Below are 22,635 nucleotides of genomic sequence, written 5' to 3' on the forward strand. Positions count from 1 at the left end.
AGGACCGCATATGACCAGCGAACGCGTTCCCCGGGTCGAGATCGGCTCGACCGGCATCCGCACCTCTCAGCTGTCCCTCGGCACGTGGGGCATCGGCAAGGCAGCCGCCGCAGCCACGATCGGCGACGACGAGACGATCATCTCGGTTCTCGAAGCCGCCTTCGCGGCCGGCATCACCTATCTCGACTCCGCCGACATGTACGAGAACGAGGAGCGGCTCGGCAAGCTCCTCACCGAGGTGCCGAACGTCCCGGACGACCTCCTCATCGCCACGAAGTACGGGCACGGCAAGCCGTTCACCGCAGACGGCGTCCGCCGCTCGGTCGAGCAGTCGCTCGCAGCGCTGTCGCTCGAGCGCATCCCGCTGATGATGCTCCACGATCCGCGCAACGACGAGGACATGGCGCAGGTCTACGGGGCGGGCGGCGCGCTCGCCGGGCTTCGCGCGCTGCAGGACGAAGGGCTCGTCGGGGCGATCGGCGTCGCGACCGGGACGATGGCTCCGCTGCAGAGCGCGGTCGACTCCGGGGAGTTCGACGTGATCCAGTTCCCGCGCCTGTACACGCTCATCAACCGTGCCGCGAAGACATCCGGCCTTCTCGAGCGCGCGCGGGAGAAGGGCATGGGCACGCAGCTGGCCGCTCCGTTCACCGGCAACATCCTCGCGACCGGTGTCCGCGGGGTGGACAAGCCGCTGTACGCCTACTGGCCGGCGCAGCCCGAGGTCGTCGAGGCGGTCGGCCGCATGCAGGACCGCACCGACGAGCTCGGCGTGACGATCGCGCAGGCCGCCGTGGCGTACGTCGCCACCGAGCCGCTCATCGACGTCGCCGTGATCGGCGTCCGCACGCCCGGTGAGCTCGAGCAGAACGTGGCATCGCTGCACACCGGGCTCCCGCGCGACCAGCTCGAGTCCATCGCGGATGCGGGCGCGGTCGATGAGCACCTGCTCGGCGGGCCCGAGTTCGTGTGGCCGTTCCCGGTCGACCGTGCGCCCGAGGAGCTCAAGGATGTGGTGAAGGGATGAGCGGTATGACGACACTCGGGCGCACTGGCATCCGCACCTCGCGCATCGGGCTGGGGGCCTGGGGCCTCGGCAACACGGCATCCCACCCCGCCGTCCAGGTCCTCGACGAGGAGGCGATCGCGGCCCAGCTTCGGACGGCCTTCGACCTGGGCATCACGCTGCTGGATTCCGCGGAGGTCTACGAGAACGAACCGCAGCTGGGCCGCATCATCTCAGGGCTCGACAACGCGCCCGCCGACCTGGTCGTCTCGACGAAGTTCGGGCATGGGAAGGGCTTCTCGGCCGGGCAGATCCGCGACAGCGTCGAGCGCAGCCTCGCGGCCTTCGGCATCGAGCGGATCCCGCTGTTCATGGTGCACGACCCTCGGGACGACGACGACCTCGCCGTGATCCGCGCCGCCGACGGTGCCCTGCCCGAGCTGCATCGCCTCCAGGACGAGGGGCTCGTCGAGAGCATCGGCATGGCCACGGGAACGCTCGCGCCGCTGCAGCGCGCCGTGGAGTCGGACGAGTTCGACGTCATCCAGTTCCCGCGGCTCTACACGCTCCTCAACGACGCCGCCACGTCGTCGGGCCTGCTCGAGAAGGCGAAGGCGAAGGACATCGGCACGATCCTCACATCTCCGTTCACCGGCAACATCCTCGGCACGGGCGTGCGGGGAGTCGATGCTCCGCTGTACAGCTTCTGGGACGCCCAGCCCGAGGTCGTCGAGGCGGTGGGGCGGATGCAGGACATCGCCGATGCCGCGGGGGTGTCGCTGCCGCGCGCGGCGATGTCGTACGCGCTCGCGGAGCCGCTCATCGACGTCGTCGTGATCGGGGTGACGAGCCCGGACGAGCTCCGCGAGGACGCCGCGGCGCTGTCGGATCCCGTGCCCGCCGCCGTCCTCGCGCGTCTGGCCGACGCCGGACGCGTGGACCCGTGGCTGATCGGCGGCCCGGAATTCGTGTGGCCCTTCCCGACCGAGCGGATGCCGGCGGTCATCAAAGAGAAGCTGGGGCTCTAGCCGCATGGCACGAGCGGTCGTCGTCGGAGCGGGGTCGGCGGGCTGTGCCGTGGCGGGACGCCTCGCCGAGCGCGGCGTCGACGTCGTGCTGGTGGACGCGGGACCGGACTGGCGCAGCGAGTCGTGCCCCGACGAGATCCGGCGCCCGCCCGACGACGTGTTCGCGTGGCGCGTCGACGGCCGCTCGCCCAGCCGGTACGCCGCTCCCGAGGTGTCGGCACGGCGATTCGCCGGCGACCGGCCGGAGCCCTACCTGCGCGGCTGGGGGATGGGGGGAACCTCCTCGATCAACGGACTCGTGGTCGTGCGTCCGCCGGACGACGAATGGGACCACTGGGTCGAGCTCGGCTGCGACGGCTGGGGGCCGGCGGACGTGCTGCCGCACTTCGTCCGGCTCGAGGATGACGTCGACTACGGCTCCGCGGCGTACCACGGAAGGGGCGGGCCGACGCCCGTCGTGCGGCGCCTCGAGAGCGAGTGGGGGGACGGCGACCGGCTCCTGGCGGACGCCGCCTTCGCTGCGGGGCACGCATGGGAGCCCGACTACCATCGGCCGGGCGCGCTCGGCGTCTCGCGCACGGCGAGCAACATCCGCTACGGCGTCCGGGTGACCTCGTACGACGGCTACGTGGACGCCTTGCGGGCACAGGGGCGCATCGACGTGCGTGCCGGTGCCCTCGTCGACCGCGTGATCGTGACCGGCGGACGAGCGGCCGGCGTCCGGGTGGTCTCGGACAGCGGCGCGGAGATCATCGAGGCCGACCATGTGGTCCTGTCCGCCGGCGCACACGCGTCTCCTGCGATCCTGCAGCGGTCGGGCATCGGCCCCGGGCCGCTCATCGCCCAGAAGGGCATCCGGCCGGTCGCCGATCTGCCGGTGGGAGAGGGTGTGCAGGACCACGTCGGATTCTGGCTGTCGGTCGACCTGCCCGGTGCGCGACCGGCGGCGAACGGCGCGCGCGGGAACGCCATGCTGCGGTACTCGTCCGACATCGACGGCTCCCGTGAGGGCGACCTGCTGGTCGTCGCCGCGAACCCGGCGCCGGTCGGCGCCGACGAGGTCGCGTTCGGGGTCAAGCTGGGCCACTGTCGCAGCCGCGGCCGCTCGGCGATCGTGTCGGCGGACCCGGCCGCGCCTGCCGACATCGACCTGAATCTGCTGGCGGATGCCGCGGATCGGGCCCTGGCGCGCCACGCCGTCCGTTCCGCCGTCGCGCTGCTCGGCGCGGGCGGCCGCACCGTGCGCGATCGGTTCGGCGGCGAGATGCCCACGGGAGCCTCCGACGACGAGGTCGACGCGTGGCTGCGTCGCGCCGCGCGCGACACGTCGCACATCTCCGGCGGATGCCGCATGGGGCCGGCCGACGCGGCGACGACCGTCGTCGACACGACACTCGGCGTCCTCGGCGTCGCCGGGCTCACCGTCGCCGACATGTCCGTCGCGCCGATCGTCCCGCGGGCGAACACCCACCTCGCGGCGATCATGATCGGCGAGCGCGCCGCCGGGTTCGTCGCGGGCGCGGTCGGTGCTCAGCCCGCCGGGAGCGCCACCGAATCGCGGATGCCGCGGAGCGCCGCGAGCACGTGATCGCGGTGGACTTCGGCCGCTGCCTGTGCGGCATCCGCATCGCCTGACAGCACGGCGTGCACGACGTCCTCGTACTCGTGCATGGACTCGACGCGACGGTCGGGGAGCAGATACGGGTAGGCGTTCAGGCGCACCTGGTCCTGGAGCGATTCGATGATGCGCGACGCCGTGCCGTGCCCGCTGATGCGGCGGATGACGCGCGAGATCTCGGCGTTGGCCGCGGTGTTGGCGGCGATGTCGCCGCCGGCGACGGCCCGGCGCAAGCGATCGAGGAGACCCTCCAGCTCCTGCCTCCCGGCGTCGTCCATGCGCTCGGCGGCCAGGCGGGTGCACATCGCCTGCAGGGTCAAGCGCACTTCGGTGCTCTCGATCGCCTCGTCGATCGACACGGGCCGCACGCGCGCACCGCGGTTGGCCTCGCGTTCGACGAGGCCGAGCGCCGTCAGCTCGATGAGCGCCGAGCGGACCGCATTGCGCGTCGCGCCGTACTGGGCCGCGAGCTCGACCTCGATCAGCCGCTCCCGGGGGTGGAACCGGCCCTCCCGGATGTCGTGGGCGATCTTGTCGACGAGCTCCGCGGATGTGGAGCGTCGTTCCGTGGCGTCGGCGACCATAGCGGACCCGCTCACCTCCCGCCGCCTGCGTACTGCCAGTCAGTGTAGTGCGGCGTCGTCGGCGGCGAGGGTCGACCCGCGCGCTCACGGATTGAGCGCGACGTACTTCTCCTCCAGGAACTCGAGGATGCCCTCCGAGCCGCCCTCGCGACCGAGCCCGCTCTGCTTCGTGCCGCCGAACGGCGCAGCGGGGTCGCTGAGCACGCCGCGGTTCACGGCGACCATGCCGGCGTCCACGCGCAGGGCGGTCCGGAGGGCGAGCTCCTCGGGGCCGAAGACGTAGGCGACCAGTCCGAACTCGGTGTCATTGGCCATGCGGACCGCCTCGTCGACCGACTCGTAGCGCACGACGGCGGTGACCGGCCCGAAGATCTCGCGCCTGGTGATCGTGTCGCCGTGGGTGACGCCGTCGATGAGCGTCGGGTCGATGAAGGCGCCTTCGGCGTGACTGCCGCCGCCGCTGACGAGGCGGGCACCTTCACCGACGGCGGTTCGCACCAGTTCGGCGACCTTGTCGCGCTCGGCGACCGACACGAGCGCACCGAGCGTGTTGGCCTGGTCGAGCCCCGAGCCCGTCCGGACCTCGCCGAGCCGGGCCGACATCTCCGCCACGAAGGCGTCGTGGACGCTGTCGTGCACGTAGAAGCGATTCGCGGCCGTGCACGCGGATCCGCCGTTGCGCATCTTCGCGATCATGGCGCCGTCCACCGCCTGCGCGATGTCGGCGCCGGGGAGCACGATGACGGGTGCATTGCCCCCGAGCTCCATCGATGCGCTCACGACGGTGTCGGCGCACTCCTTGAGCAGCTCGCGGCCGACCTCGGTCGATCCGGTGAACGACAGCTTCCGCACGGCAGGGTGGGCGAGCATTCCCGCCACGAGGGGTCCGGTGGGAACCGGCGTGACGAGGTTGACCACGCCGCGCGGGACGCCCGCGCGCTCGAGGACGTCCACCATGTAGGCGGCCGTCAGAGGCGTCTCACGTGCGGGCTTCAGGATCGTCGTGCAGCCGGCCGCGAGGGCCGGGCCGAGCTTGCGCGTGGCCATGGCGGCAGGGAAGTTCCACGGTGTGATGAGGAGCGCGACGCCCATCGGCTGTCGGGCGACGACGATCCGCTTGTCGCCGGCGGGCGACAGGCGGAAGTCGCCCGGGACCCGGACCGCCTCCTCGGCGAACCAGCGGAAGAACTCGGTCGCGTAGGTCGCCTCGGCCAGCGCGTCGGGCCAGGCCTTGCCGTTCTCGCGCACCATGATCTCCGCGAACCGCTCCCGCTCGGCCCGAAGGATCTCGAAGGCGCGGTACAGGATCTCGGACCGCGCGCGTGGGCTCGTGGACGACCAGGCGGGGAAGGCGGCCTCCGCCGCCTCGACCGCAGCCGCGCAGTCCTCCGCGGTGGCGGCCGCGAACTGCGCGATCGTCTCGCCGGCGGCCGGGTCGATCACCGGGAACGTGCCGCCGTCGGCGCCGTCGCGCCACGCGCCGTCGATGTACAGCTGGGTGAAGAGCGTCATGAGGTCCTATGCCTTCGTCGGGGGGTTGTCTGCGAGCGCGGCGCGGTCGCCCGCGATGGCCGCGTCGACGATGCGCCGCAGGAACGTCGCGTCGGCGGTGACCGGCGCGATCTGGACGAGCCGGCGCACCTGGAGCGTGAGGTCGACGATGCCCGGCGCGTCCTGCGGGCGGATGCCGAGATCGGCGAGGGATCCGGGCAGGTCCACGCGCGCGCACAGCGCCGCGATGGCGTCCACCGTGCCCTGCGCGCGCCGGGCGGGATCGTCCTCGGCGGGGAGGCCGAGGGCGTCGCCCAGCCGGGCCAGCCGGGGCACCGTCGCGGGCAGACACGCCTGCAGGACGTACGGGAGCAGCGTCCCCGTGCCCAGCCCGTGGGGGGTGTGCGTCATCGCGCCGACGGGGTACTGGATCGCATGGCTCAGATGCGTGCCCGCGGCGCCGAACGCCATACCCGCCAGCAGGCTGCCGTGGGCCATGTCGGCTCGGGCCCCGCGATCCCCCGGATCGGCGAGCGCCGCCGGGAGCGCGGAGTGGATGAGGCCCGCGGCCTCCAACGACAGCACGTCGGTCAGTGCATTGCGCCCCACGAAGACCGGGAGCGCCCCGCCGAGGTCGACCGGCAGCGCAGCGGCGGTGAACGATTCGACGGCGTGGACGAAGGCGTCGATGCCCGCGTGTGCGGTGACGGAGGGTGGGGCGCCCAGCGTCAGCTCCGGATCCACGAAGGCGGCGCGCGGGATCAGGTGCGGACTGGAGATTCCGACCTTGAGCTCCCGGTCCGGGTCCGAGACCACCGCCACGGGTGTGACCTCCGATCCGGTTCCCGCGGTGGTCGGCACCGCGACCAGTGGCACGACCGGGCCGGGCACGGCGTTCTCGCCGTAATAGCCGTCCAGGTCGCCGCCGTGGCTGACCAGGAGGGCGACGAGCTTGGCCGCGTCGAGCGCGCTTCCACCGCCGTAGCCGATGACGACGTCGGGTCCGAAGCGGGCCGCCGCCCGCCCGGCGTCGTGGACGACGGGCACGGGCAACTCCGGCGGGACCTCGGTGTGGATGTGCGTCGCGACCCCGGCCGCTTCCAGAGCCTCGACCGTCTCGGCGAACGCGGGCGTGGTCGCCAGGAACGGATCGGCGACCACGAAGGCGCGTCGCCCGATCGCGGCCGTCGCAGTGGCGATGCCCGCGCGCACGCCGTAGCCGAAGCGGACATCGGACGGGAGGCGCAGGATCCCCAGCGCGCCGGTCATGCCGCCGGCCCCTCGCTGCGGCTCCCGACCTGGGCGGCGAGCTCCTCGAGCGTGGCCCACACGTCCTCGCCGATGTCGAATCCGTCCCTCAGCGCAGCGGCTCTGGCCGCGCGGGCCCTGTCGCCCGGCACGGTCACCGCGGCGCCGTCGACGCCGCTCTCGCGCAGCTGCTCGACGTAGTCGCCGAGCGCGGTCGACGGCGGCGCCTCCCCGAAGACGCTCGGATCGATCAGCATGAGGATGTCGCCTTTCGTCGTGCTCGACGTCGTGTCGAGGGTGCCGTGGACGTCGCGGCCGTAGGCGGTGCCCGTGAGGGCGCCGACCAGCGCGCCGAGCGTGACGCCGAGGGCGTAGCCCTTGGCGCCGCCGAACGGCGAGATCGCCCCGTGCGCGGCGGCCGCGGCGTCCGTCGTGGGGCGGCCGGCGGAGTCGACGGCCCACCCGTCGGGGAGCGCCTCGCCGCGCGCCGCGTAGTCGAGGATCTTCCCCGCCGACACCGACGCGGTCGACATGTCCAGGATGATGTCGCCGTCCGGCGCCGGGATCCCCGCGCCGAGGGGGTTCGTGCCGACCAGCGCGCCGGCGCCGCCCCACGGGTGCACCAGACCCTCGGTGGACGTCAGGACGATCGCGATGAGCCCCTCGCCCGCCGCCTTCTCCACGTACGGCGAGAGCATTCCGAGGTGATGGGTCCGGTGCATCGCGGCGATGGCGACGCCCGTCTCGGCGGCGCGGGCGGCGAGCAGGTCCATCGCGCGGTAGGCGATCACCGGCCCGAGGCCGTTCCTGCCGTCGACGACGAGCGCGCCCGAGGCGGCCCAGGTGAACTCCGGCTCGGCGGCGGGGGAGATCAGCCCGACCCGGATGCGCTCGGCGAGCACCGTCATGCGGCGCAGGCCGTGAGAGGCATGACCGCGCATGTCCGCCTCGACGAGGTGCCGTGCCTGGACCGTCGCGTCCGCCTCGGGGACCCCCAGCCCCGCGAGCACGAGCGCCGCCAGGCGCGTGGCCTCGTCGGCGTCCGTGCGACGCCTCCCGCCATGACCGTCCATCGCCACCTCCTCGTGTTCGTCCACCCACATTCTCGGCACCCGTATGATCGTCGGGAGATGTCCGGTCCCGACCAGCAGGACGCCACCAGCTCGCTGCGCCGAGCCCTCGCGCTCCTCGATGCCTTCAGCGCCGACCATCCCGAGATGTCGATCCGGGAGCTGTCGGCGCGTTCGGGCGTGTCCCGGTCGACGGCGCACCGGCTGTCGGTCGAGCTCGTCGAGTGGGGTGCTCTCGAGCGCTCGCCCCGCGGGCTGCGCCTCGGCACCAAGCTGTTCGAGCTCGGCACCCTCGCCCCGACGCACGCGACGCTGCGCGACGTCTCGGGTCCCTACCTGCACACGCTCCACGAGGTGACGCAGCTCACCGCGAACCTCGCCGTCCGCGACGGCGACGAGATCGTGTATCTCGAGAAGATCAACACGCGAGGGCTCACCGTGCCGCACACGCGGCTCGGCGGCCGCGGAACGCTGCATGCGACGGCCCTGGGCAAGGCGATCCTCGCGTTCGCCGGCACGGGCGACGACGACGTCGACGCACTGGAGCCCACGATGCGCGCGCTGACGTCGAAGACGCTCACCGACGTCGAGTCGCTGCGACGCGAGCTGCGACAGGCGCGCGGGGAGAAGGTCGCCTACGACGTGGAGGAGTCGCAGCTCGGCCTGTTCTGCGTCGCCGCGCCGGTGCTCGACCGCCAGGGCCGGGCGATCGCGGCGGTCTCGGTCACCGGGGCGACCGCGCTGTCGCAGGCGCAGCGCTTCGCGCCGACCGTCATCGCGACCGCCTTCGCGATCTCACGGCAGCTGAACGCACCTCGCACGCGGGCACGCTGACCGCGCGTCGGTCACCCGACCTCGACGATGTCGAGATCCTCCGGGACGACGACGTCGATCGACGTGGCCGGGATGAGCCCCTTCCAGTGGGTGCGGGACAGACGCGAGGGCGCGAGATGATTCAGCACGAGCCGCCGCACGCCCGCCTCCTCGGCGATGCGGACGGCGTCCTCTGGCGATGTGTGGGCACGACGGTGGTGGCCCACGATGGATCGCACCTCCGGGGTCCAGCCCTCCTCGGGGCCGTAGGCCCGTTCGAGCGAGCCGAAGTCAAGGGCCTCGTGCACGAGCACGTCCGCGCCGCGGGCGAGTCGCACGAGGTTGGAGCTGGGGCCGGTGTCGCCGGACACGACCGCGGAGCCGTACGCGCTGTCGATGCGGAAGGCGAACGCGGGCGCGGTGGGGAAGTGGTCGACGAGGGTCGCCGAGATCGTCACGTCGTCGCCGCGGTGGACGACGACGGGGTCCATCGACGGGTGACTGGCGGTCACTGCGTCGAAGCCGACCTCGTCGGGAACGGGGATCTCGCGGGGCTCGAACCAGGTCAGCGGCGATGGTCGGAGGGTGTCGAACGCGCGGTCGTTCAGATCGTTCGCGAACGCCGACACCAGGCGTCGCATCGTCTCGTCGATCCCCGGCATGGGAGCGTGCGGCGTGATGACCGTCGGCTCCTCGCGGGCGAGCTCCCACAGCCGGGGCAGCACACCGGTCGCCGGGCCGATGACGGGGATCGTGCGCGCGGGCGGCAGCGGGAGACGCCACATCGAGAAGAGCATGATCCCGGGCAGGTCCACGAGGTGGTCCGAGTGCATGTGCGTGATCAGAACCGTCTCGAGGGCGTCCGCCGGGAAACCGGCGAGTACCAGCTGGCGGCCGGCTCCGTAGCCCGCGTCGACGAGGTGGACGCGGCCGTCGACCTCGATGGCCGTCGCGACGCCCGAGCGCACGGTGCCGTCCTCACGGCGGCCCCACCCGGGACCCCCTGCCGTTCCGAGCGTGATGACGCGCATGCCCATGCCTCCCATGGAGCCACACGACCTCGTGACGGGTCAGCCGGCATCCCGAAGGGCGGGACGCCGAAGCAGACGCAAGGGGAGCGGCGCCGGCTACTCGAGTTGGTGGAGCACCGCGATGATGCCCTCGAGGTGATGGCGCGTAGCGGCCTCGGCGCCGTCGGGATCGTGCGCGACCACGGCGTCGATGATCGCCGCGTGTTCCGGGGCGGAGACAGCGGCGCGACCGGGGTGCAGGGCGAGCCGGAACTGATGCCGCGCCGACTGGGCGCGGAGCCGTTCGAGCAGCTGGACGGCCGTCGCATGCGCACTGATCTCGCGAAGCCGCTCGTCGAGCTGGTGGTTCAGGCGCGAGTACTGGAGGAGCTGCCCGGTCTCGACCGACTCGATGATCTCGGCACGCAGCTGCCGCAGCTCGTCGGCCTCCGCGTCCGTGATGAGCTCGGCGGCCTTCCGGGCGCACAGCGACTCGAGCCCGATGCGCACCTCGACGATCTCGACCGCCTCGGCGACCGAGATGGATCGCACGCGCGCGCCCTTGTTGGGGAGCCGCTCCACAAGGCCTTCCCCCGACAGATGGAGGAGTGCCGTGCGCACGGCTGCGCGCGAGACGCCGTACTCATCGCTGATGTCGGCTTCGATGAGCCGCTGATTCGGCGCATACTTCCCACCCAGGATCGCTTCACGGATCTGCTGGGTGAGATCGGCCCGGACGTCTTCGTCCGGGGCGGGTGAGGCACTCACGCTGGCCCCCTTTCGTTCCCGAGGATAGCGCGATCGCACATTTTGTCGACGATTCTCGCGAGCATTCTGGCGATCATCTGTGCGCCGCCGGTGATGATGTCAGTCGTCCCGGAGCGTCCCGGACGCCGGGATGCGGGCTCGCCAGAACCAGGATCATCTGGCGGGATGGAGACAGCGACGGGTCGCATCGCTTTCGATGCGCCCCCACAGAGAGGTGGTATCGGATGGCTCGCACAGTCACGGCCGCGGGAGTGCGGACAGGGTTGTTCATCGGCGGGGAGGAGCGGCTCACGGCCGACACCCTGAGGATCGCGGATCCCGGCAAGCCCGGCGTCATCGTCGGCGAGGCCGCGGCGGCTTCCGCTGAGGACGTCGCCGATGCGGTGGCGGCGGCGAACGCGGCGTTCCCGGCCTGGTCGGCGCTGTCGGCGCAGGAGCGCGCGGCGAAGATGGCCGAGGCGATCGCCGGCATCGCGGACGACCGCGACGAGGACGCGGCGATCCTGTCGCAGGAGAACGGCAAGATCCGGATGGAGGGCTGGATCGACGCCCTCGTGTTCGAGATCCGCTGGAACCTGGCGCTCATGCTCGCCGACGAGGTCGACAAGGGGAAGGTGCTCGACCCCGCGCCGGGGATTCCGGTGTCCACCGAGGTGGCGTACCAGCCGCTGGGCGTGGTGACGGTGATCGTGCCGTTCAACTGGCCGATCGCGATCCTGGGCGCGGCTCTTCCGCACGCGCTGCTGGCGGGGAACACCGCGATCGTGAAGCCGCCGCCCTCGGCGCCGCTGGCCACCACCCGCGTCGTGCAGCGCGTGGCCGAGAAGCTGCCGCCGGGCGTGCTGAACGTCGTGACCGGCAAGGACGAGAACATGTCGGGTCTGATCCAGAACACCGACATCGCCAAGGTCTGCTTCACCGGATCGGTAGGCGGCGGCAAGCGCATGATGGAGATGGCCTCCAAGACCCTCACCCGCGTGACGCTGGAGCTGGGCGGCAACGACGCGGCGGTCTTCCTCGAAGACGCCGTCATCGACGACACCCACCTCGACCGCCTGTACGCGGCGATCTTCGACACCACCGGCCAGATCTGCATGAACGCCAAGCGCGTCTTCGTCCATCGGTCGCGGATCGACGAGCTGGTGGACGGCCTCGACGCTCGACTGAAGAAGGTGGTCCTCGGGTACGGGCTGGACGAGGGAACCACGATGGGCCCGCTGCACCAGCCGGCGCAGAAGGCGTTCGTGGACGAGATCATCCAGGAGGCCAAGGACGCCGGCGCCGACGTGCGCGAATACGGCAGGCTCCCCCGCGGCGAGCTCAAGAAGGGCAACTTCGTCCGCCCCGCGCTGGTGATCGACCCCGACCTGGATCTGCGGGTCGTCACGCAGGAGCAGTTCGGTCCCGTGATCCCGATCATTCCGTTCGACACCGAAGGCGAAGCCGTCGCGCTGGCCAACGACACCTGGGGCGGCCTGTGCGGCAGCGTCTGGACCGGCGACCCGGGGGCCGCCCACCGTGTCGGATCGCAGCTGGTCTGCGGGTACGTCTGGGTCAACGACCACGGCGCCACCCGCCTGGACCTGCGCGCACCGTTCGGCGGCATGAAGCAGTCCGGCATCGGCCGCGAGCAGGGCATCGAGGGCGTCCGCGCCTTCCAGGACACCCGCGCCATCGCGACCATCGACCCCGAGGCGCTCGCCGCCCTGGCGCACTGACCCGGCGCTCCGGGCGCGGACGCGCGAAGCGGCCTCAGGAGGCTTCGGCGTCCGCGTCCGCGTTCGCGTCTACGTCCGGATACAGCCGGTCCACGAGCTCGAGGCCGCGGCGGGCCCAGCCGATCTCGCCCTTGGCGCGCTCGACCAGACCCTCGTACGCGAAGCGCTTGTACTCGATGGTGCGCTCCCGCTCGGCATCCGGGGTCACGGCGAGGCGGCGGACGAGCATGGGGTTCGAGAGCGCGTCGATGTGGTGCAGCTCGCCTTCGAACTGCTCCAGCTCGCTCTCCCACTCGGCGATGTGAGCCTCGAAGAAGCGGCGGGCATCGGCCGGTTCGGCCGCCTCGAGGTAGGCGGCCCGCAGATGGGCGGGGTCGCGCACCCGCTGGTAGGACAGCGGGCTGCGCATCCACGCGAGGAAGGCCTGCTCGCCGGCATCCGTCACGTGGTAGACGATGCGGGTGCCGCGCTCGCCGCGCGTCTGCTCCTCGGGCTCGATGAGCCCGTCGGCGTTCATCTTGCGCAGCTCGGGGTAGATCTGCGAGTCGGGGGCGTACCAGACGTGCCCGACCGACTGCGAGAACTGCTTCTGCAGGTCGTAGCCCGACAGCGGCCCCACGCGCAGGATCGCCAGGAGTGCGTAGCGCAGGCTCATCGGCGTCCCCCTTTCGTGACGTCACACGTTATCAACTGGCGGAAATGGTGCGGGGGAGGACGGACGCGCGCGCGTCCGCCCTCCCCCGGGTCGGTGGGTCAGGACTCCTGGTAGCCGGTGCGCCAGCCGCCCTGGTAGGTCTGGCGGGCGACCGTCGAGTACGGAACCGGCGAGACGACGGCGCGGACCTCGAGCTGCTTGTGCGGCTCGACCGACGCCTTCTTGGTGCCGCCGTTGGGCTCGCCCCACACGACCGTGACCTCGGCGCCCTCGGGGACGTCCGGGTTGACCGTGCCCAGCGACAGCGCGCGCTTCTCGTTCGAGCTGTAGCCGGTGAACATCGAGAACCCGATGTTGTTGCCGGCCGCATCCTGCACCGAGTCGTAGTTCGCCGAGCCGTAGTTGGCCAGCGGCAGGTCGAAGAACTTGTAGCTCTCGCCCTCGGTGTCGAACAGCGACGCGAAGATCTTCGTGACGTCCTCAGGGTTCCACTCGAGGGTGACCTTGCGCTTCTGCGTCGCGGGGTCGATCTTCTCGAGCGCGTCGCGGCCGATGAAGTCGTGGTCGAACTTCACGAACGAGCCGTAGCCGAGCTCCCACGGGGTGAGGTAGTAGTCCTCGATGTTGTCCGAGACGAACGAGCCCGCGAGCGTGCCGGTGGCCTCGTAGCTGTCGACGCCGAGCCACTTGCGGTAGCCCTCCTCTTCGGCGCCGGAGTAGATCGCCGGCAGCGGCGAGGGGATCCAGCCCGACTCGAGGGTGTTCGACGGGTAGGCGCGCGACCCGACCGGGACGAGCCCGAACTCGGCGCCCGCCTCGACGATGAGATCGCGGACGCGGTGGTGATCCTCGTACGGACCCCAGATCTCCAGGCCTGGAGCGCCGGCCATGCCGTGACGGAGAGTGCGCACGTTCGCACCGCCGATCTGCATCGTCGACATCGTGAAGAACCGCAGCTGCTCGAGCGGGCCGCCGTTGAGCTTCTCGATGACGTTCCAGGCGGTGGGCCCCTGGATCTGGAAGCGGTAGTACTTCCGGCTCACGGCGTCGCCGTAGGGGCGCGAGGGCGAACGGCGGTCGACGGTGAGGTCGAGGTTGCCGTAGCCGCCGGTCTCGGCGTGGTACATCAGCCAGTTCGACGCCGGCGCGCGGCCGACGTAGACGTACTCGTCCTCGGCCTCGCGGAACAGGATGCCGTCGCCGATGACGTGGCCGGATGCCGTGGTCGGCACGTACTGCTTCGCCTTGTTCACCGGGAAGTTCGCCACCGAGTTGATCGCGGTGTCGCTGATGAGCTTGATGGCGTCCGAGCCCTTGAGGAACACGTTGTCCATGTGGTGCGACTGGTCGTAGAGCACCGACGTGTTGCGCCAGGCCTGCTGCTCCTTGATCCAGTTCTGGAAGTCGGCGGGCACGACCGGGTAGATGTAGGACCCGATCTGCGAGTTGCGGAGCAGCTCGACCGCGTTGGTCTCGTCGAGCAGCTGCTGCAGATTGTCTGCCATGGGATGAACCTCTCTGTTCAGTGGAGGGTGCCTCCCGTTGAGGCACCGGGAGTGCTTACGGTCGGTCGGTGAAGACGATGGTGTGGTTGCCCTTTCGGATGACGCGGTCCTGCGCGTGCCACTGCACGGCGCGGCTGAGCACGGCGCGCTCCACGTAGGCGCCGCGGGCCTGCAGGTCGGCGGCGGTCATCGCGTGGTTCACGCGGGCGACGTCCTGCTCGATGATCGGGCCCTCGTCGAGGTCTTTGGTGACGTAGTGGCTCGTCGCACCGATGAGCTTCACACCGCGCTCCTTGGCCTTGCGGTACGGGGCGGCCCCGATGAAGGCGGGCAGGAACGAGTGGTGGATGTTGATCACCGGCACGCCGACCTTGTCGAGGAAGTCCTCGGAGATGATCTGCATGTAGCGGGCGAGGACGATGAAGTCGACGTTGTCCTTCACCAGCTCGAGGATCTTCGCCTCGGCCTCGGACTTGTCCGGCCCCTGCGAGGGGACGTGGAAGAACGGGATGCCGAACGTGCGGACGTCCTCGGCGGTGTTGGTGTGGTTGGAGATCACCATCGGGATCGTCACCGGCAGCTCGCCGCGGCGGTGGCGCCACAGCAGCTCGAGCAGGCAGTGGTCGGACGTGGAGACCAGGATCGCCATCCGCTTCGGGATGGACTGGTCGGTGAGCGTCCACTGCATGCCGAATGGCTTGAGGGTCTTCTCGACATCCGCCTCGATCTCGGGCATCGCCGCCGACAGATCGAGACGGTGGAACACCACCCGCTGGAAGAAGTCACCGCCCTCGGGGTCGGACGAGTACTGGTCCAGCGTGACGATGTTGCCCTTGTTGCGGGTGATCAGCGCCGTCACGGCGGCGACCAGGCCCGCCTGGTCGGGACCGTGGATGGTCAGGCAGGCATGGTCCTTGTGGGCATCGTGGTGCACGGCCATGGGTCACTCTCCGGTGGTGAACGCGCGCGCCCAGTCGGCGGTGGCGAGCAGTCCGCCGAACGTGTACATGTGCAGCTTGACCGAGCCGGAGGCCTCGTCGGCCTCGAGCAGCGCGGCGAGGTCGCTCACGAACCGGTCGGGGCCCGCGGTCCCCATCAGGTTGGTCAGCGAGAAGCCGTACTTCTTCACGATCATCGCGTTCGCTCCGACGCCGAACCGGCGGGCGAAGTTGATCAGCCGCTTGATGCCGGCGGGGCCGGGCGTGCCGATGCGGATGGTCGCGTCGATGTCGCGGGCGCGGACGGCGTCGATCCACGACATGACCGGGTCGGTGTCGAACGCGAACTGCGTCAGGATCGTGCAGTCGAGGTTCTGCTCCTTGAGCGAGGCGACCTTGTCGTCGAGATGGCGCCACAGCACGTCGGTCTCGATGTCGGGGTGCCCCTCGGGGTAGCCGGCGATCGAGACCTCCTTGACCCCGTACTGCTGCAGGATCCCGGTCTGGATGACGCTCAGCGAGTCCGGGTAGGGACCCTCGGGCTCTGCGGGGTCGCCGCCGACGGCGAAGACGTGCTCGGTGGCCCCGACCTCCTGCAGGCGGCCGAGGAACTCCTCGAGCTGGGCCTGGCTGCCGATGCGGCGCGCGGAGATGTGCGGGACGGGGGTGAACCCGAGATCCTTCACGGCCTTGGATGCGGCCACGCGCATGTCGAGATCCTCGTTCCCGAGGAACGTCACGTTGATCTTCGTCCCGGCGGGGATCGCGTGCGCGGCCTCCTGCAGGCCGGGGACGTCCTTGCCTGTCATCTCGAGCGAGAAGCCTTCGACGAGCTCGATGGCGGCGGCGGTGTGCGGGACGTGAGCGGTGCTGGTCACTGGTGGGACCCCTTCGTTCTCAGCCGGAGCGCCTCGTTGCGCTTCCGAGATCAGAATACCTATGCACATAGGGAATGTCCATAGGGAAACCCGACTCGGTTCGGTCTGCCGTCAGTATCGGCTCCGGCGGTCGGTCGCCGCGGCTCCGATTCCGCTGATCGGAACCGCCGGTCAGGGATGCAGCTCCGCCCCGATGCGCTCGCGCAGGGTGTCGCCGCGGTAGTCGTCCTGGAAGTAGCCCCGCTCCTGCAGTTCAGGCACGAGCAGCGTGAGCATCGCGTCCATGCCGTGCGGAACGCTCGGCGGATTGAGGTTGAACCCGTCCGCGGCGCGAGCCTCGAACCACTCGATGAGCGAGTCGGCGACGGTCGCCGGCGTTCCGACGATCCAGCGGTGGCCGTGCCCGCGCGACAGCGCCACCATGAACTCGCGCACCGTCATCTCGGCGGCCATCCTGCTGTAGAGGGTCTTGAAGCGCGCGTCGCGGTGCGGGCCGTCGACGATGCGGTCGGCCGGGATGCGGTCGTCGAGGTCGAGGTCGTCGACGGATGCGCCGAGGACGCGGGCGACGGTGGCGCGGCCGCTGACCTCGTCGACGCAGCGGGCGAGTTCGTCGGCGTGCTCCCGGGCCTCGGCGAGCGTCGGGGCGACAACCGGCATGACGCCCGGCAGGATCTTGACCTTCTCGGGGTCGCGCCCGTTCGCGGCCACCCGGCGCTTGAAGTCGGCGTAGAACTCGATCGACTTCTCCCTGTCGGGCTGCGCGGTGTAGATCGCGTCGGCGAAGCGCGCCCCGAGCGTCTTGCCCGCCTCGGACTGCCCCGCCTGCACCAGCAGGGGCCGGCCCTGCGGCGGGCGGGGCATGTTCAGCGCCCCCTGCACCTGGAAGAACTCGCCGACGTGATCGATGTCGCGGATGCGGTCGCTCTCGACCCACCTTCCGCCCGCGCGGTCGTTGATGATCGCGTCCGGTGCCCAGCTGTCCCAGAGCTTGAGCACCACTTCGGTGAACTCGGTGGCGCGCCGGTAGCGGGTCTCGGGGTCGGGCAGCTGCTCCATGCCGAAGTTGCGCTGGCCCATCACGGAGGTGACGATGTTCCATCCGGCCCGGCCGTCGCTGAGCAGGTCGAGCCCCGCGAACTGCCGTGCGGCGTTGTACGGCTCGGAGAACGTGGTCGACATCGTGCCCATGAGGCCGATCTTCTCGGTGTGGCCGCTCAGGGCGCTCATCACCGAGATCGGCTCGTGCACGGCGGTGCCCAGGTTCGCGTTCGCCCGCACGGGGCCGGCATCCTGGCTGTCGGCGAAGAACACCGCGTGGAGCTTGGCCGCCTCGGCCGCCTTCGCCATGTCGCGGATGAGGCCGAGTCGTCCGATCTCCTCGGAGCGGCTGTCCGGCAGTCGCCATGCCCCGCTGTGATAGCCGAAGCTCAGCATGAACATGGTCAGGACCATCTGGCGTGTGCCGCTCATGCGCGGCTCCTCTCACTCGTCGGCATCGGCGTCGATGCTCCGGTATCCGCCCCGGTAGTAGAGGAGGGGCCGCAGGCCCTCCGCCCGGTCGAGCCTCGTGACGCGGCCGATCACGATGACGTGGTCGCCGGCTTCGTGCTCGGCCCACAGCTCGCAGTCGACCCACATCAGCGCGTCGTCCAGCAGCGGGTTCCCGACCGAGCTCGGCGTCCAGTCGATCCCCGCCCACTTGTCGGCTCCGCGACGCGCGAACTGCGCCGAGACGTGGCGCTGCCCCTCCGACAGGACGTTGACGGCGAATCCGCCGGTCTCGCGGATGCGGGGGTACGAGGTGGAGGACGCCATGACGCTGAAGGACACCAGCGGGGGATCGAGCGACACGCTGGAGAACGACTGGCACGTGAAGCCGACGGGACCGGCGCCGTCGGTCGCCGTCACGATCGTGATGCCGGAGGCGAAGCGCCCGAGCGTGTCGCGGAAGTGCGCCTCATCGACCTGCGTCGTCATCGCGTCCTCCCAGGCGGCGGGGAAGCCGGTCTCGGCGAGGCCGGGTGCGCAGGGGATCATCCCGCGTCCCCCGCGAGGGCCGGAACCTGCAGCCGCCTGCCCGTGGGCCGCGGCAGCCCCATCCGCTCCCGGAGCGTGTCTCCGGAGTACTCCGTCTGGAAGTAGCCCCGCTCCTGCAGCTCCGGCACCAGCAGGTCGAGCATGTTGCGCATCCCGACGGGGATGCTGGGCGGGTCGAGGTTGAACCCGTCGCACGCTCCGTCCTCGAACCAGTCGATCATGCTGTCGGCGACCTCGCCGGGCGACCCGATGAGGATGCGGTGGCCGCCCGCCCGCGCGAAGTCGACGATCATCTCGCGCACGGTCCGCTTCTCGTCGACCGCCATGCGCCGCCACGTCTCCCAGCGGGAGTTGTTCCCGGGGTTCACCGCGAACCGCTCGGCCGGGATCGCCTCGTCGGCGTCGAGGTCGGCGACCGAGAACCCGACGGCCGCGCCGAGGCGGCGACGGCCGGCGTCCAGGTCGATGTAGCCGGCCAGCTCGCGCGAGAGCTCCTCGGCCTCGCTCGCGGTCTCGGCGACGATCGGCACGACGCCGGGGAGCACCTTCAGATCGTGCGGATCTCGCCCCGCCGCAGCCGCGATCTCGCGCACGCCGTCGGCGTACGCGCGCGCCGCGCGCTTGTCGGACTGCGCGGTGTAGATCGCGTCGGCGACCGTGCCGCCCAGACGCATCCCCGGCGCCGACTGCCCCGCCTGGAAGAGCACCGGATGCCCCTGCGGGGGACGCATCATGTTGAGGGCCCCCGCGACGCGGAAGTGCGCGCCGCTGTGATCGATGTCGACGATGCCCTCGGTGCGCGCCCACTGCCCGGACACGCGATCGGCGATGACGGTGTCGTCGGTCCAGCTGTCCCACAGGGCGCCCACGACATCGACGAACTCCGCGGCCTTGTCGTACCGCGCCTCGGGGGAGGGCATGGCGTCGAGGCCGAAGTTCTGCGCCCCGCCGAACAGCGATGTGACGATGTTCCACCCGACCCGGCCGCCCGAGAGCCGGTCGAGCCCCGCGAACTGCCGCGCGGCGTTGTACGGCTCGAAGAAGCTGGTCGACAGCGATCCGACGAGGCCGATCTTGTCGGTGACCCCGATGAGCGCCCCGATCGACGAGATCGGCTCGTACAGGCCGGTGTTGCGGATGTTGTTGTCACGGATCGTGCCGACGTCGACGCCGTCGCCGAAGAAGACGGCGTGCAGCTTCGCCGCCTCGGCGGCGCGCGCCATGTCGGCGATCAGGTCGAGCGAGCCGACGTCCTCGATGCGGCTGCGCGGGTCGCGCCAGCTGTCGATCTGGAATCCCGTCGTGAGCATGAACATCGTGAGGATCATGCGTCGATCCGGTCGCGTGGCCATCGCCGCCTCCATCGTGTCGCCGTCGAACGCGAAAACAGTAACATTTGTTACTAAATACGGCGAGCGCCTCTTCCAGGTCGCGGAAGCGGTCGTCTCAGAGCCGCTGCTGGGCGCTCTCGACCACCCGGTCGAGATACCCGACGAAGGCCTCGAACTCGGATGCCGTGAGCGTCGACATGACCGATCGCACATCGTGCCGGGCGTACGGGACGAGCGACGCGAACGTCCCCGCTCCGCTCTCGGTGGCCTCGAGCAGCTGGCGGCGCGAATCGGCCGGATCCGCCCTCGAGGCGATGAACCCCTTCGACCGCAGCACCTGCACCGCGCGGCTGACGTGCATGGGCGTGAAGGCGGTCGCCACGCTGATCTCGGCCGCGGTGGTCCCCGGCTCCTGCACGATCTGGGCGAGCACCCGCCACTCGGCGTGAGAGAGCCCGACCTTCGCGGCGTGCTCCTGGACGAAGGGGCGGCTCAGCAGCTGGCTGAGCCGGTGCACCTGCGCCGCGAGCCGCAGCTCGGCCGCCCCGCGTGCATCCTCTGCGTCATCGGGCATGCGTCGATCCTGGCACGAGGCCGACGTCGGGGCTCAGCCGTCGTGGTCGTGGTCGTGGATCGGGGACTGCGCGAGCGCGCGCTCGACGATCTGGATGTCGCGCAGCTCTTCGAGCATGCGGTGCAGCAGGGCGTTGAGCTGCTCGACATCGCTCTCGCTCACGTGCGAGAGGATCAGCTCCTGGCCGCGCATCGACACCGGCAGCATCTCGCTGTGGAGGTCGGCACCGCCTGCCGACAGGTACAGCGGCCGGGAGCCGCGGGGGCCGTCCGACAGGACGAGGAGACCGCGCTCGACCAGCACGCTCACGCTCTTGGAGACGATCGCCTTGTTGACGACGAGGAACTCCGAGATCTCGGTCGCCGATGCGCCGGGACGGCTGGCGAGGGCAGAGATCACGCGCCACTCGTTCGTGCCGAGCCCGAACCGACGGCGCAGCTCATGGGATTCGCGCCAGACCAGAGCGTTGGACAGGAGCGCGAGGAGGCGCGGCGTGAACGCGTCCGGGTCGAGGGCGTTGTGGAGCGGCTCGACGACCGTTCCGTGGGGAAGGGGTGGTCGAGCGGTCCCGTCGGCGTCGATGGCCATGCCGCTCCTTTCGGTGGGACGAGTCTGTCAGACGCGAACGGGGCCCCATGCTCGCGCGGGCGAGCACAGGACCCCGTCGGGTGACAGGGCGTCAGTGGGCCATGCCCGCCAGCGCCTCGGGGTCGATGGTCGCGATCGAGCGGGTGTCCTGGAAGGCGCGGACGCCCTCGATGCCCTGCTCGCGGCCGATGCCGGACTGCTTCATGCCGCCGAACGGTGCGCGCAGGTCCAGTCGGGTGGCGCCGTGGTCGTTGACCCAGACGTACCCGCAGACCAGCTGCGATCCGACGCGGTTGGCCGCCTCGGGCGAGTCGGTCCACACCGATCCGCACAGCCCGCCCCACGTGTCGTTGGCCAGTCGCACGGCTTCCTCTTCGGTGTCGAAGGGGATGACAGGGATGACCGGGCCGAACTGCTCCTGGGTGACCACGCGCAGGTTCACGTCGGGGTCGACCACGATCGCCGGCCGCAGGAAGTTGCCGCCCGCCAGCTCGCCCCCCGGGAGCTGGCCGTACTCGCGCACGTCGGCGCCGGCGTCCTTGGCCTCCTGGATGATCTCCTCCACGAACGCCTTCTGCGCCGGCTGGTGCAGCGGCCCCATCGTGGTTCCCTCGTCCAGCCCGTACCCGATCACGGCCTTGTCCAGACGCGCCGCGAGCCCGTCGACGACCTCGTCCATGCGCGACCGGTGCACGTAGACGCGCTTGGCGTTCATGCAGATCTGGCCGGTGGTGTCGAAGATCGCGGCGTACAGACGGTCCAGGTGGGTGTCGTCGATGACGGCGTCTTCGAGGAAGACCGCCGCGTCGTTGCCGCCCAGCTCCAGCGTCACGCGGGTGAGGGTCTTGGAGGCCATCTCCATCATGCGCTTGCCGCCGTTGACGGATCCGGTGAAGCAGACCTTGGCGATGTCGGTGTTCTGGATCAGACCCGACATGTTCTCGTCCTTGCCGGTCACGACGTTCAGCACGCCCGGCGGCAGCTTCTCGGCCACGCGCTGCACGACGCGGGTGGTGGCCAGCGGCGCCGAGGGCGGCGGCTTCACGATCGCGGTGTTGCCCGCCAGCAGCGCGTGCGGAAGAGCCGCGCCCAGGATCGCGATCGGCCAGTTGAACGGCACGATCACCGTCACCACGCCCAGCGGCTGGTACGCCACCTCGGTCGAGACGGGGATGGCTCCCGGGATGACCGGAAGCGTGTGGCCCTTGTCGACCTCGTCGGCGAGCATGAGCGCCAGGTTCCAGCGGATCTCGAACACGAGGGCGTCGATCCAGCCCTCCATCCGGATCTTGCCGTTCTCCTGCGACAGGATCGCCGCGTCCTCGTCGCGGTCGTCCGCGATGCCGGCGATCGCCTCGGCCATCTTCGCCGCGCGCTCCTGCGCCGACAGCGCCGACCACGCCGGGAACGCCGCGTTCGCCGCCGCCACCGCGTCGGCGACGTCCTCGGCGGAAGCCGCCGCGGCCTCGCCGACGATGACGCCGGGCTTGCCGGGGTCCGCGATCTTCAGGGTGTCGGCGGTGAATCGCTCCTCCCCGCCGATGAACAAGCCGGTCCGCACTCCCGCGGCCGTGCTCAGGGTGTCCGTCATCGAAATCGCACCTCTCTGTGTCTCTCGCGTCGACTGCACCGTCGCCGCTTCTTCGAGCATCCCTCCGGTTGGGAGGTATGTCAACAGGTTTAGAACTATTCCTGTTTACGGGTAAATCAGATTGTGCTAGCGTCACTCCCGTCGCTCCGGTGCAGCAGCCGGGGCAGGACGAGCAAGTGTC

21 protein-coding genes are annotated in these 22,635 nt (G+C 70.7%); 5 read left to right on the forward strand and 16 right to left on the reverse strand.

Features of this window, described 5'->3' with window-relative positions; translation table 11 throughout:
* Positions 1 to 10 precede the first annotated feature (10 nt).
* Genes HD594_RS04825 through HD594_RS04835 form a run of 3 tightly spaced genes read left to right on the forward strand, consistent with a single transcriptional unit; the run spans position 11 to position 3,622 of the window.
* On the forward strand, positions 11 to 1,027 hold the full coding sequence (locus HD594_RS04825; RefSeq protein WP_184749871.1) for an aldo/keto reductase: 1,017 nt from the start codon (positions 11 to 13) through the stop codon (positions 1,025 to 1,027).
* A gap of 5 nt (positions 1,028 to 1,032) precedes the next feature.
* Positions 1,033 to 2,034: an aldo/keto reductase gene (locus tag HD594_RS04830; protein ID WP_184749872.1), complete on the forward strand. Its 1,002-nt coding sequence runs from the start codon at positions 1,033 to 1,035 to the stop codon at positions 2,032 to 2,034.
* A 4-nt stretch (positions 2,035 to 2,038) separates the two neighbouring features.
* Complete coding sequence (locus HD594_RS04835) at positions 2,039 to 3,622, forward strand: GMC family oxidoreductase (protein ID WP_184749873.1); 1,584 nt, start codon at positions 2,039 to 2,041, stop codon at positions 3,620 to 3,622.
* Here the strand turns inward: HD594_RS04835 and HD594_RS04840 are convergent.
* The 4 genes from HD594_RS04840 to HD594_RS04855 form a co-directional block, all read right to left on the reverse strand.
* Positions 3,565 to 4,251 (reverse strand): GntR family transcriptional regulator, encoded by a 687-nt coding sequence (locus HD594_RS04840; RefSeq protein ID WP_184749874.1) that lies wholly within the window; start codon positions 4,249 to 4,251, stop codon positions 3,565 to 3,567. The genes HD594_RS04835 and HD594_RS04840 overlap by 58 nt on opposite strands.
* Positions 4,252 to 4,320: 69 nt before the next feature.
* Complete coding sequence (locus HD594_RS04845; protein WP_184749875.1) at positions 4,321 to 5,748, reverse strand: NAD-dependent succinate-semialdehyde dehydrogenase; 1,428 nt, start codon at positions 5,746 to 5,748, stop codon at positions 4,321 to 4,323.
* 6 nt (positions 5,749 to 5,754) lie between these two features.
* A complete protein-coding gene (locus tag HD594_RS04850) occupies positions 5,755 to 6,996 on the reverse strand; it encodes an iron-containing alcohol dehydrogenase (protein WP_184749876.1) in 1,242 nt (413 codons plus the stop codon).
* On the reverse strand, positions 6,993 to 8,072 hold the full coding sequence (locus HD594_RS04855) for an Ldh family oxidoreductase (protein ID WP_184749877.1): 1,080 nt from the start codon (positions 8,070 to 8,072) through the stop codon (positions 6,993 to 6,995). The genes HD594_RS04850 and HD594_RS04855 overlap by 4 nt, the downstream gene beginning before the upstream one ends.
* Before the next feature lie 33 nt (positions 8,073 to 8,105).
* On the opposite strand from HD594_RS04855, the gene HD594_RS04860 reads away from it, so the two are divergent.
* Entirely contained in the window at positions 8,106 to 8,879 is a 774-nt protein-coding gene (locus HD594_RS04860; RefSeq protein WP_184749878.1) for an IclR family transcriptional regulator, read from the forward strand.
* 11 nt (positions 8,880 to 8,890) lie between these two features.
* Here HD594_RS04860 and HD594_RS04865 read toward each other — a convergent pair whose 3' ends face one another.
* The gene (locus HD594_RS04865; protein WP_184749879.1) at positions 8,891 to 9,889 is read right to left on the reverse strand and encodes an MBL fold metallo-hydrolase; all 999 of its coding nucleotides are present in this window, start codon (positions 9,887 to 9,889) and stop codon (positions 8,891 to 8,893) included.
* A 96-nt stretch (positions 9,890 to 9,985) separates the two neighbouring features.
* On the reverse strand, positions 9,986 to 10,636 hold the full coding sequence (locus tag HD594_RS04870) for a GntR family transcriptional regulator (RefSeq protein WP_184749880.1): 651 nt from the start codon (positions 10,634 to 10,636) through the stop codon (positions 9,986 to 9,988).
* A 224-nt stretch (positions 10,637 to 10,860) separates the two neighbouring features.
* On the opposite strand from HD594_RS04870, the gene HD594_RS04875 reads away from it, so the two are divergent.
* Positions 10,861 to 12,354 (forward strand): aldehyde dehydrogenase family protein, encoded by a 1,494-nt coding sequence (locus HD594_RS04875; RefSeq protein WP_184749881.1) that lies wholly within the window; start codon positions 10,861 to 10,863, stop codon positions 12,352 to 12,354.
* 34 nt (positions 12,355 to 12,388) lie between these two features.
* Here HD594_RS04875 and HD594_RS04880 read toward each other — a convergent pair whose 3' ends face one another.
* From HD594_RS04880 to HD594_RS04925, 10 genes are all read right to left on the reverse strand, one after another.
* The gene (locus tag HD594_RS04880; protein WP_184749882.1) at positions 12,389 to 13,009 is read right to left on the reverse strand and encodes a PadR family transcriptional regulator; all 621 of its coding nucleotides are present in this window, start codon (positions 13,007 to 13,009) and stop codon (positions 12,389 to 12,391) included.
* 98 nt (positions 13,010 to 13,107) lie between these two features.
* Complete coding sequence (ligM, locus tag HD594_RS04885; protein ID WP_184749883.1) at positions 13,108 to 14,514, reverse strand: vanillate/3-O-methylgallate O-demethylase; 1,407 nt, start codon at positions 14,512 to 14,514, stop codon at positions 13,108 to 13,110.
* Between the two features lie 55 nt (positions 14,515 to 14,569).
* Entirely contained in the window at positions 14,570 to 15,454 is an 885-nt protein-coding gene (gene purU / locus HD594_RS04890; RefSeq protein ID WP_184749884.1) for a formyltetrahydrofolate deformylase, read from the reverse strand.
* Positions 15,455 to 15,457: 3 nt separating this feature from the next.
* Entirely contained in the window at positions 15,458 to 16,261 is an 804-nt protein-coding gene (locus tag HD594_RS04895; protein WP_246414246.1) for a methylenetetrahydrofolate reductase, read from the reverse strand.
* Positions 16,262 to 16,501: 240 nt separating this feature from the next.
* Positions 16,502 to 17,803, reverse strand: a complete 1,302-nt coding sequence (locus HD594_RS04900; protein WP_184749886.1) for an NtaA/DmoA family FMN-dependent monooxygenase — start codon at positions 17,801 to 17,803, stop codon at positions 16,502 to 16,504.
* 12 nt (positions 17,804 to 17,815) lie between these two features.
* Positions 17,816 to 18,370, reverse strand: coding sequence for a flavin reductase family protein (locus tag HD594_RS04905; RefSeq protein WP_246413862.1), 555 nt, complete (start codon positions 18,368 to 18,370; stop codon positions 17,816 to 17,818).
* On the reverse strand, positions 18,367 to 19,722 hold the full coding sequence (locus tag HD594_RS04910) for an NtaA/DmoA family FMN-dependent monooxygenase (protein ID WP_184749887.1): 1,356 nt from the start codon (positions 19,720 to 19,722) through the stop codon (positions 18,367 to 18,369). Before HD594_RS04910 ends, HD594_RS04905 begins: the two co-directional genes overlap by 4 nt.
* Positions 19,723 to 19,816: 94 nt before the next feature.
* On the reverse strand, positions 19,817 to 20,275 hold the full coding sequence (locus HD594_RS04915; RefSeq protein WP_184749888.1) for a MarR family winged helix-turn-helix transcriptional regulator: 459 nt from the start codon (positions 20,273 to 20,275) through the stop codon (positions 19,817 to 19,819).
* Between the two features lie 33 nt (positions 20,276 to 20,308).
* Entirely contained in the window at positions 20,309 to 20,863 is a 555-nt protein-coding gene (locus tag HD594_RS04920; RefSeq protein ID WP_184749889.1) for a MarR family winged helix-turn-helix transcriptional regulator, read from the reverse strand.
* A gap of 91 nt (positions 20,864 to 20,954) precedes the next feature.
* Complete coding sequence (locus HD594_RS04925; protein ID WP_184749890.1) at positions 20,955 to 22,454, reverse strand: aldehyde dehydrogenase family protein; 1,500 nt, start codon at positions 22,452 to 22,454, stop codon at positions 20,955 to 20,957.
* Positions 22,455 to 22,635 lie beyond the last annotated feature (181 nt).

Origin of the sequence: Microbacterium thalassium, from assembly GCF_014208045.1 — a bacterium.
Taxonomy (GTDB): domain Bacteria; phylum Actinomycetota; class Actinomycetes; order Actinomycetales; family Microbacteriaceae; genus Microbacterium; species Microbacterium thalassium.

Bases quoted from the DNA above. Each gene is read 5' to 3' on its own strand.
- HD594_RS04850 (WP_184749876.1), bottom strand. From the start codon at position 6,996: ATGACCGGCGCGCTGGGGATCCTGCGCCTCCCGTCCGATGTCCGCTTC.
- HD594_RS04830 (WP_184749872.1), top strand. From the start codon at position 1,033: ATGACGACACTCGGGCGCACTGGCATCCGCACCTCGCGCATCGGGCTG.
- HD594_RS04860 (WP_184749878.1), top strand. From the start codon at position 8,106: ATGTCCGGTCCCGACCAGCAGGACGCCACCAGCTCGCTGCGCCGAGCC.
- HD594_RS04925 (WP_184749890.1), bottom strand. From the start codon at position 22,454: ATGACGGACACCCTGAGCACGGCCGCGGGAGTGCGGACCGGCTTGTTC.
- HD594_RS04915 (WP_184749888.1), bottom strand. From the start codon at position 20,275: ATGCCCGATGACGCAGAGGATGCACGCGGGGCGGCCGAGCTGCGGCTC.
- HD594_RS04835 (WP_184749873.1), top strand. From the start codon at position 2,039: ATGGCACGAGCGGTCGTCGTCGGAGCGGGGTCGGCGGGCTGTGCCGTG.
- HD594_RS04880 (WP_184749882.1), bottom strand. From the start codon at position 13,009: ATGAGCCTGCGCTACGCACTCCTGGCGATCCTGCGCGTGGGGCCGCTG.
- HD594_RS04905 (WP_246413862.1), bottom strand. From the start codon at position 18,370: ATGATCCCCTGCGCACCCGGCCTCGCCGAGACCGGCTTCCCCGCCGCC.
- purU (WP_184749884.1), bottom strand. From the start codon at position 15,454: ATGGCCGTGCACCACGATGCCCACAAGGACCATGCCTGCCTGACCATC.
- HD594_RS04900 (WP_184749886.1), bottom strand. From the start codon at position 17,803: ATGAGCGGCACACGCCAGATGGTCCTGACCATGTTCATGCTGAGCTTC.
- HD594_RS04920 (WP_184749889.1), bottom strand. From the start codon at position 20,863: ATGGCCATCGACGCCGACGGGACCGCTCGACCACCCCTTCCCCACGGA.
- HD594_RS04895 (WP_246414246.1), bottom strand. From the start codon at position 16,261: ATGACAGGCAAGGACGTCCCCGGCCTGCAGGAGGCCGCGCACGCGATC.
- HD594_RS04910 (WP_184749887.1), bottom strand. From the start codon at position 19,722: ATGGCCACGCGACCGGATCGACGCATGATCCTCACGATGTTCATGCTC.
- HD594_RS04865 (WP_184749879.1), bottom strand. From the start codon at position 9,889: ATGCGCGTCATCACGCTCGGAACGGCAGGGGGTCCCGGGTGGGGCCGC.
- HD594_RS04875 (WP_184749881.1), top strand. From the start codon at position 10,861: ATGGCTCGCACAGTCACGGCCGCGGGAGTGCGGACAGGGTTGTTCATC.
- HD594_RS04825 (WP_184749871.1), top strand. From the start codon at position 11: ATGACCAGCGAACGCGTTCCCCGGGTCGAGATCGGCTCGACCGGCATC.
- HD594_RS04845 (WP_184749875.1), bottom strand. From the start codon at position 5,748: ATGACGCTCTTCACCCAGCTGTACATCGACGGCGCGTGGCGCGACGGC.
- ligM (WP_184749883.1), bottom strand. From the start codon at position 14,514: ATGGCAGACAATCTGCAGCAGCTGCTCGACGAGACCAACGCGGTCGAG.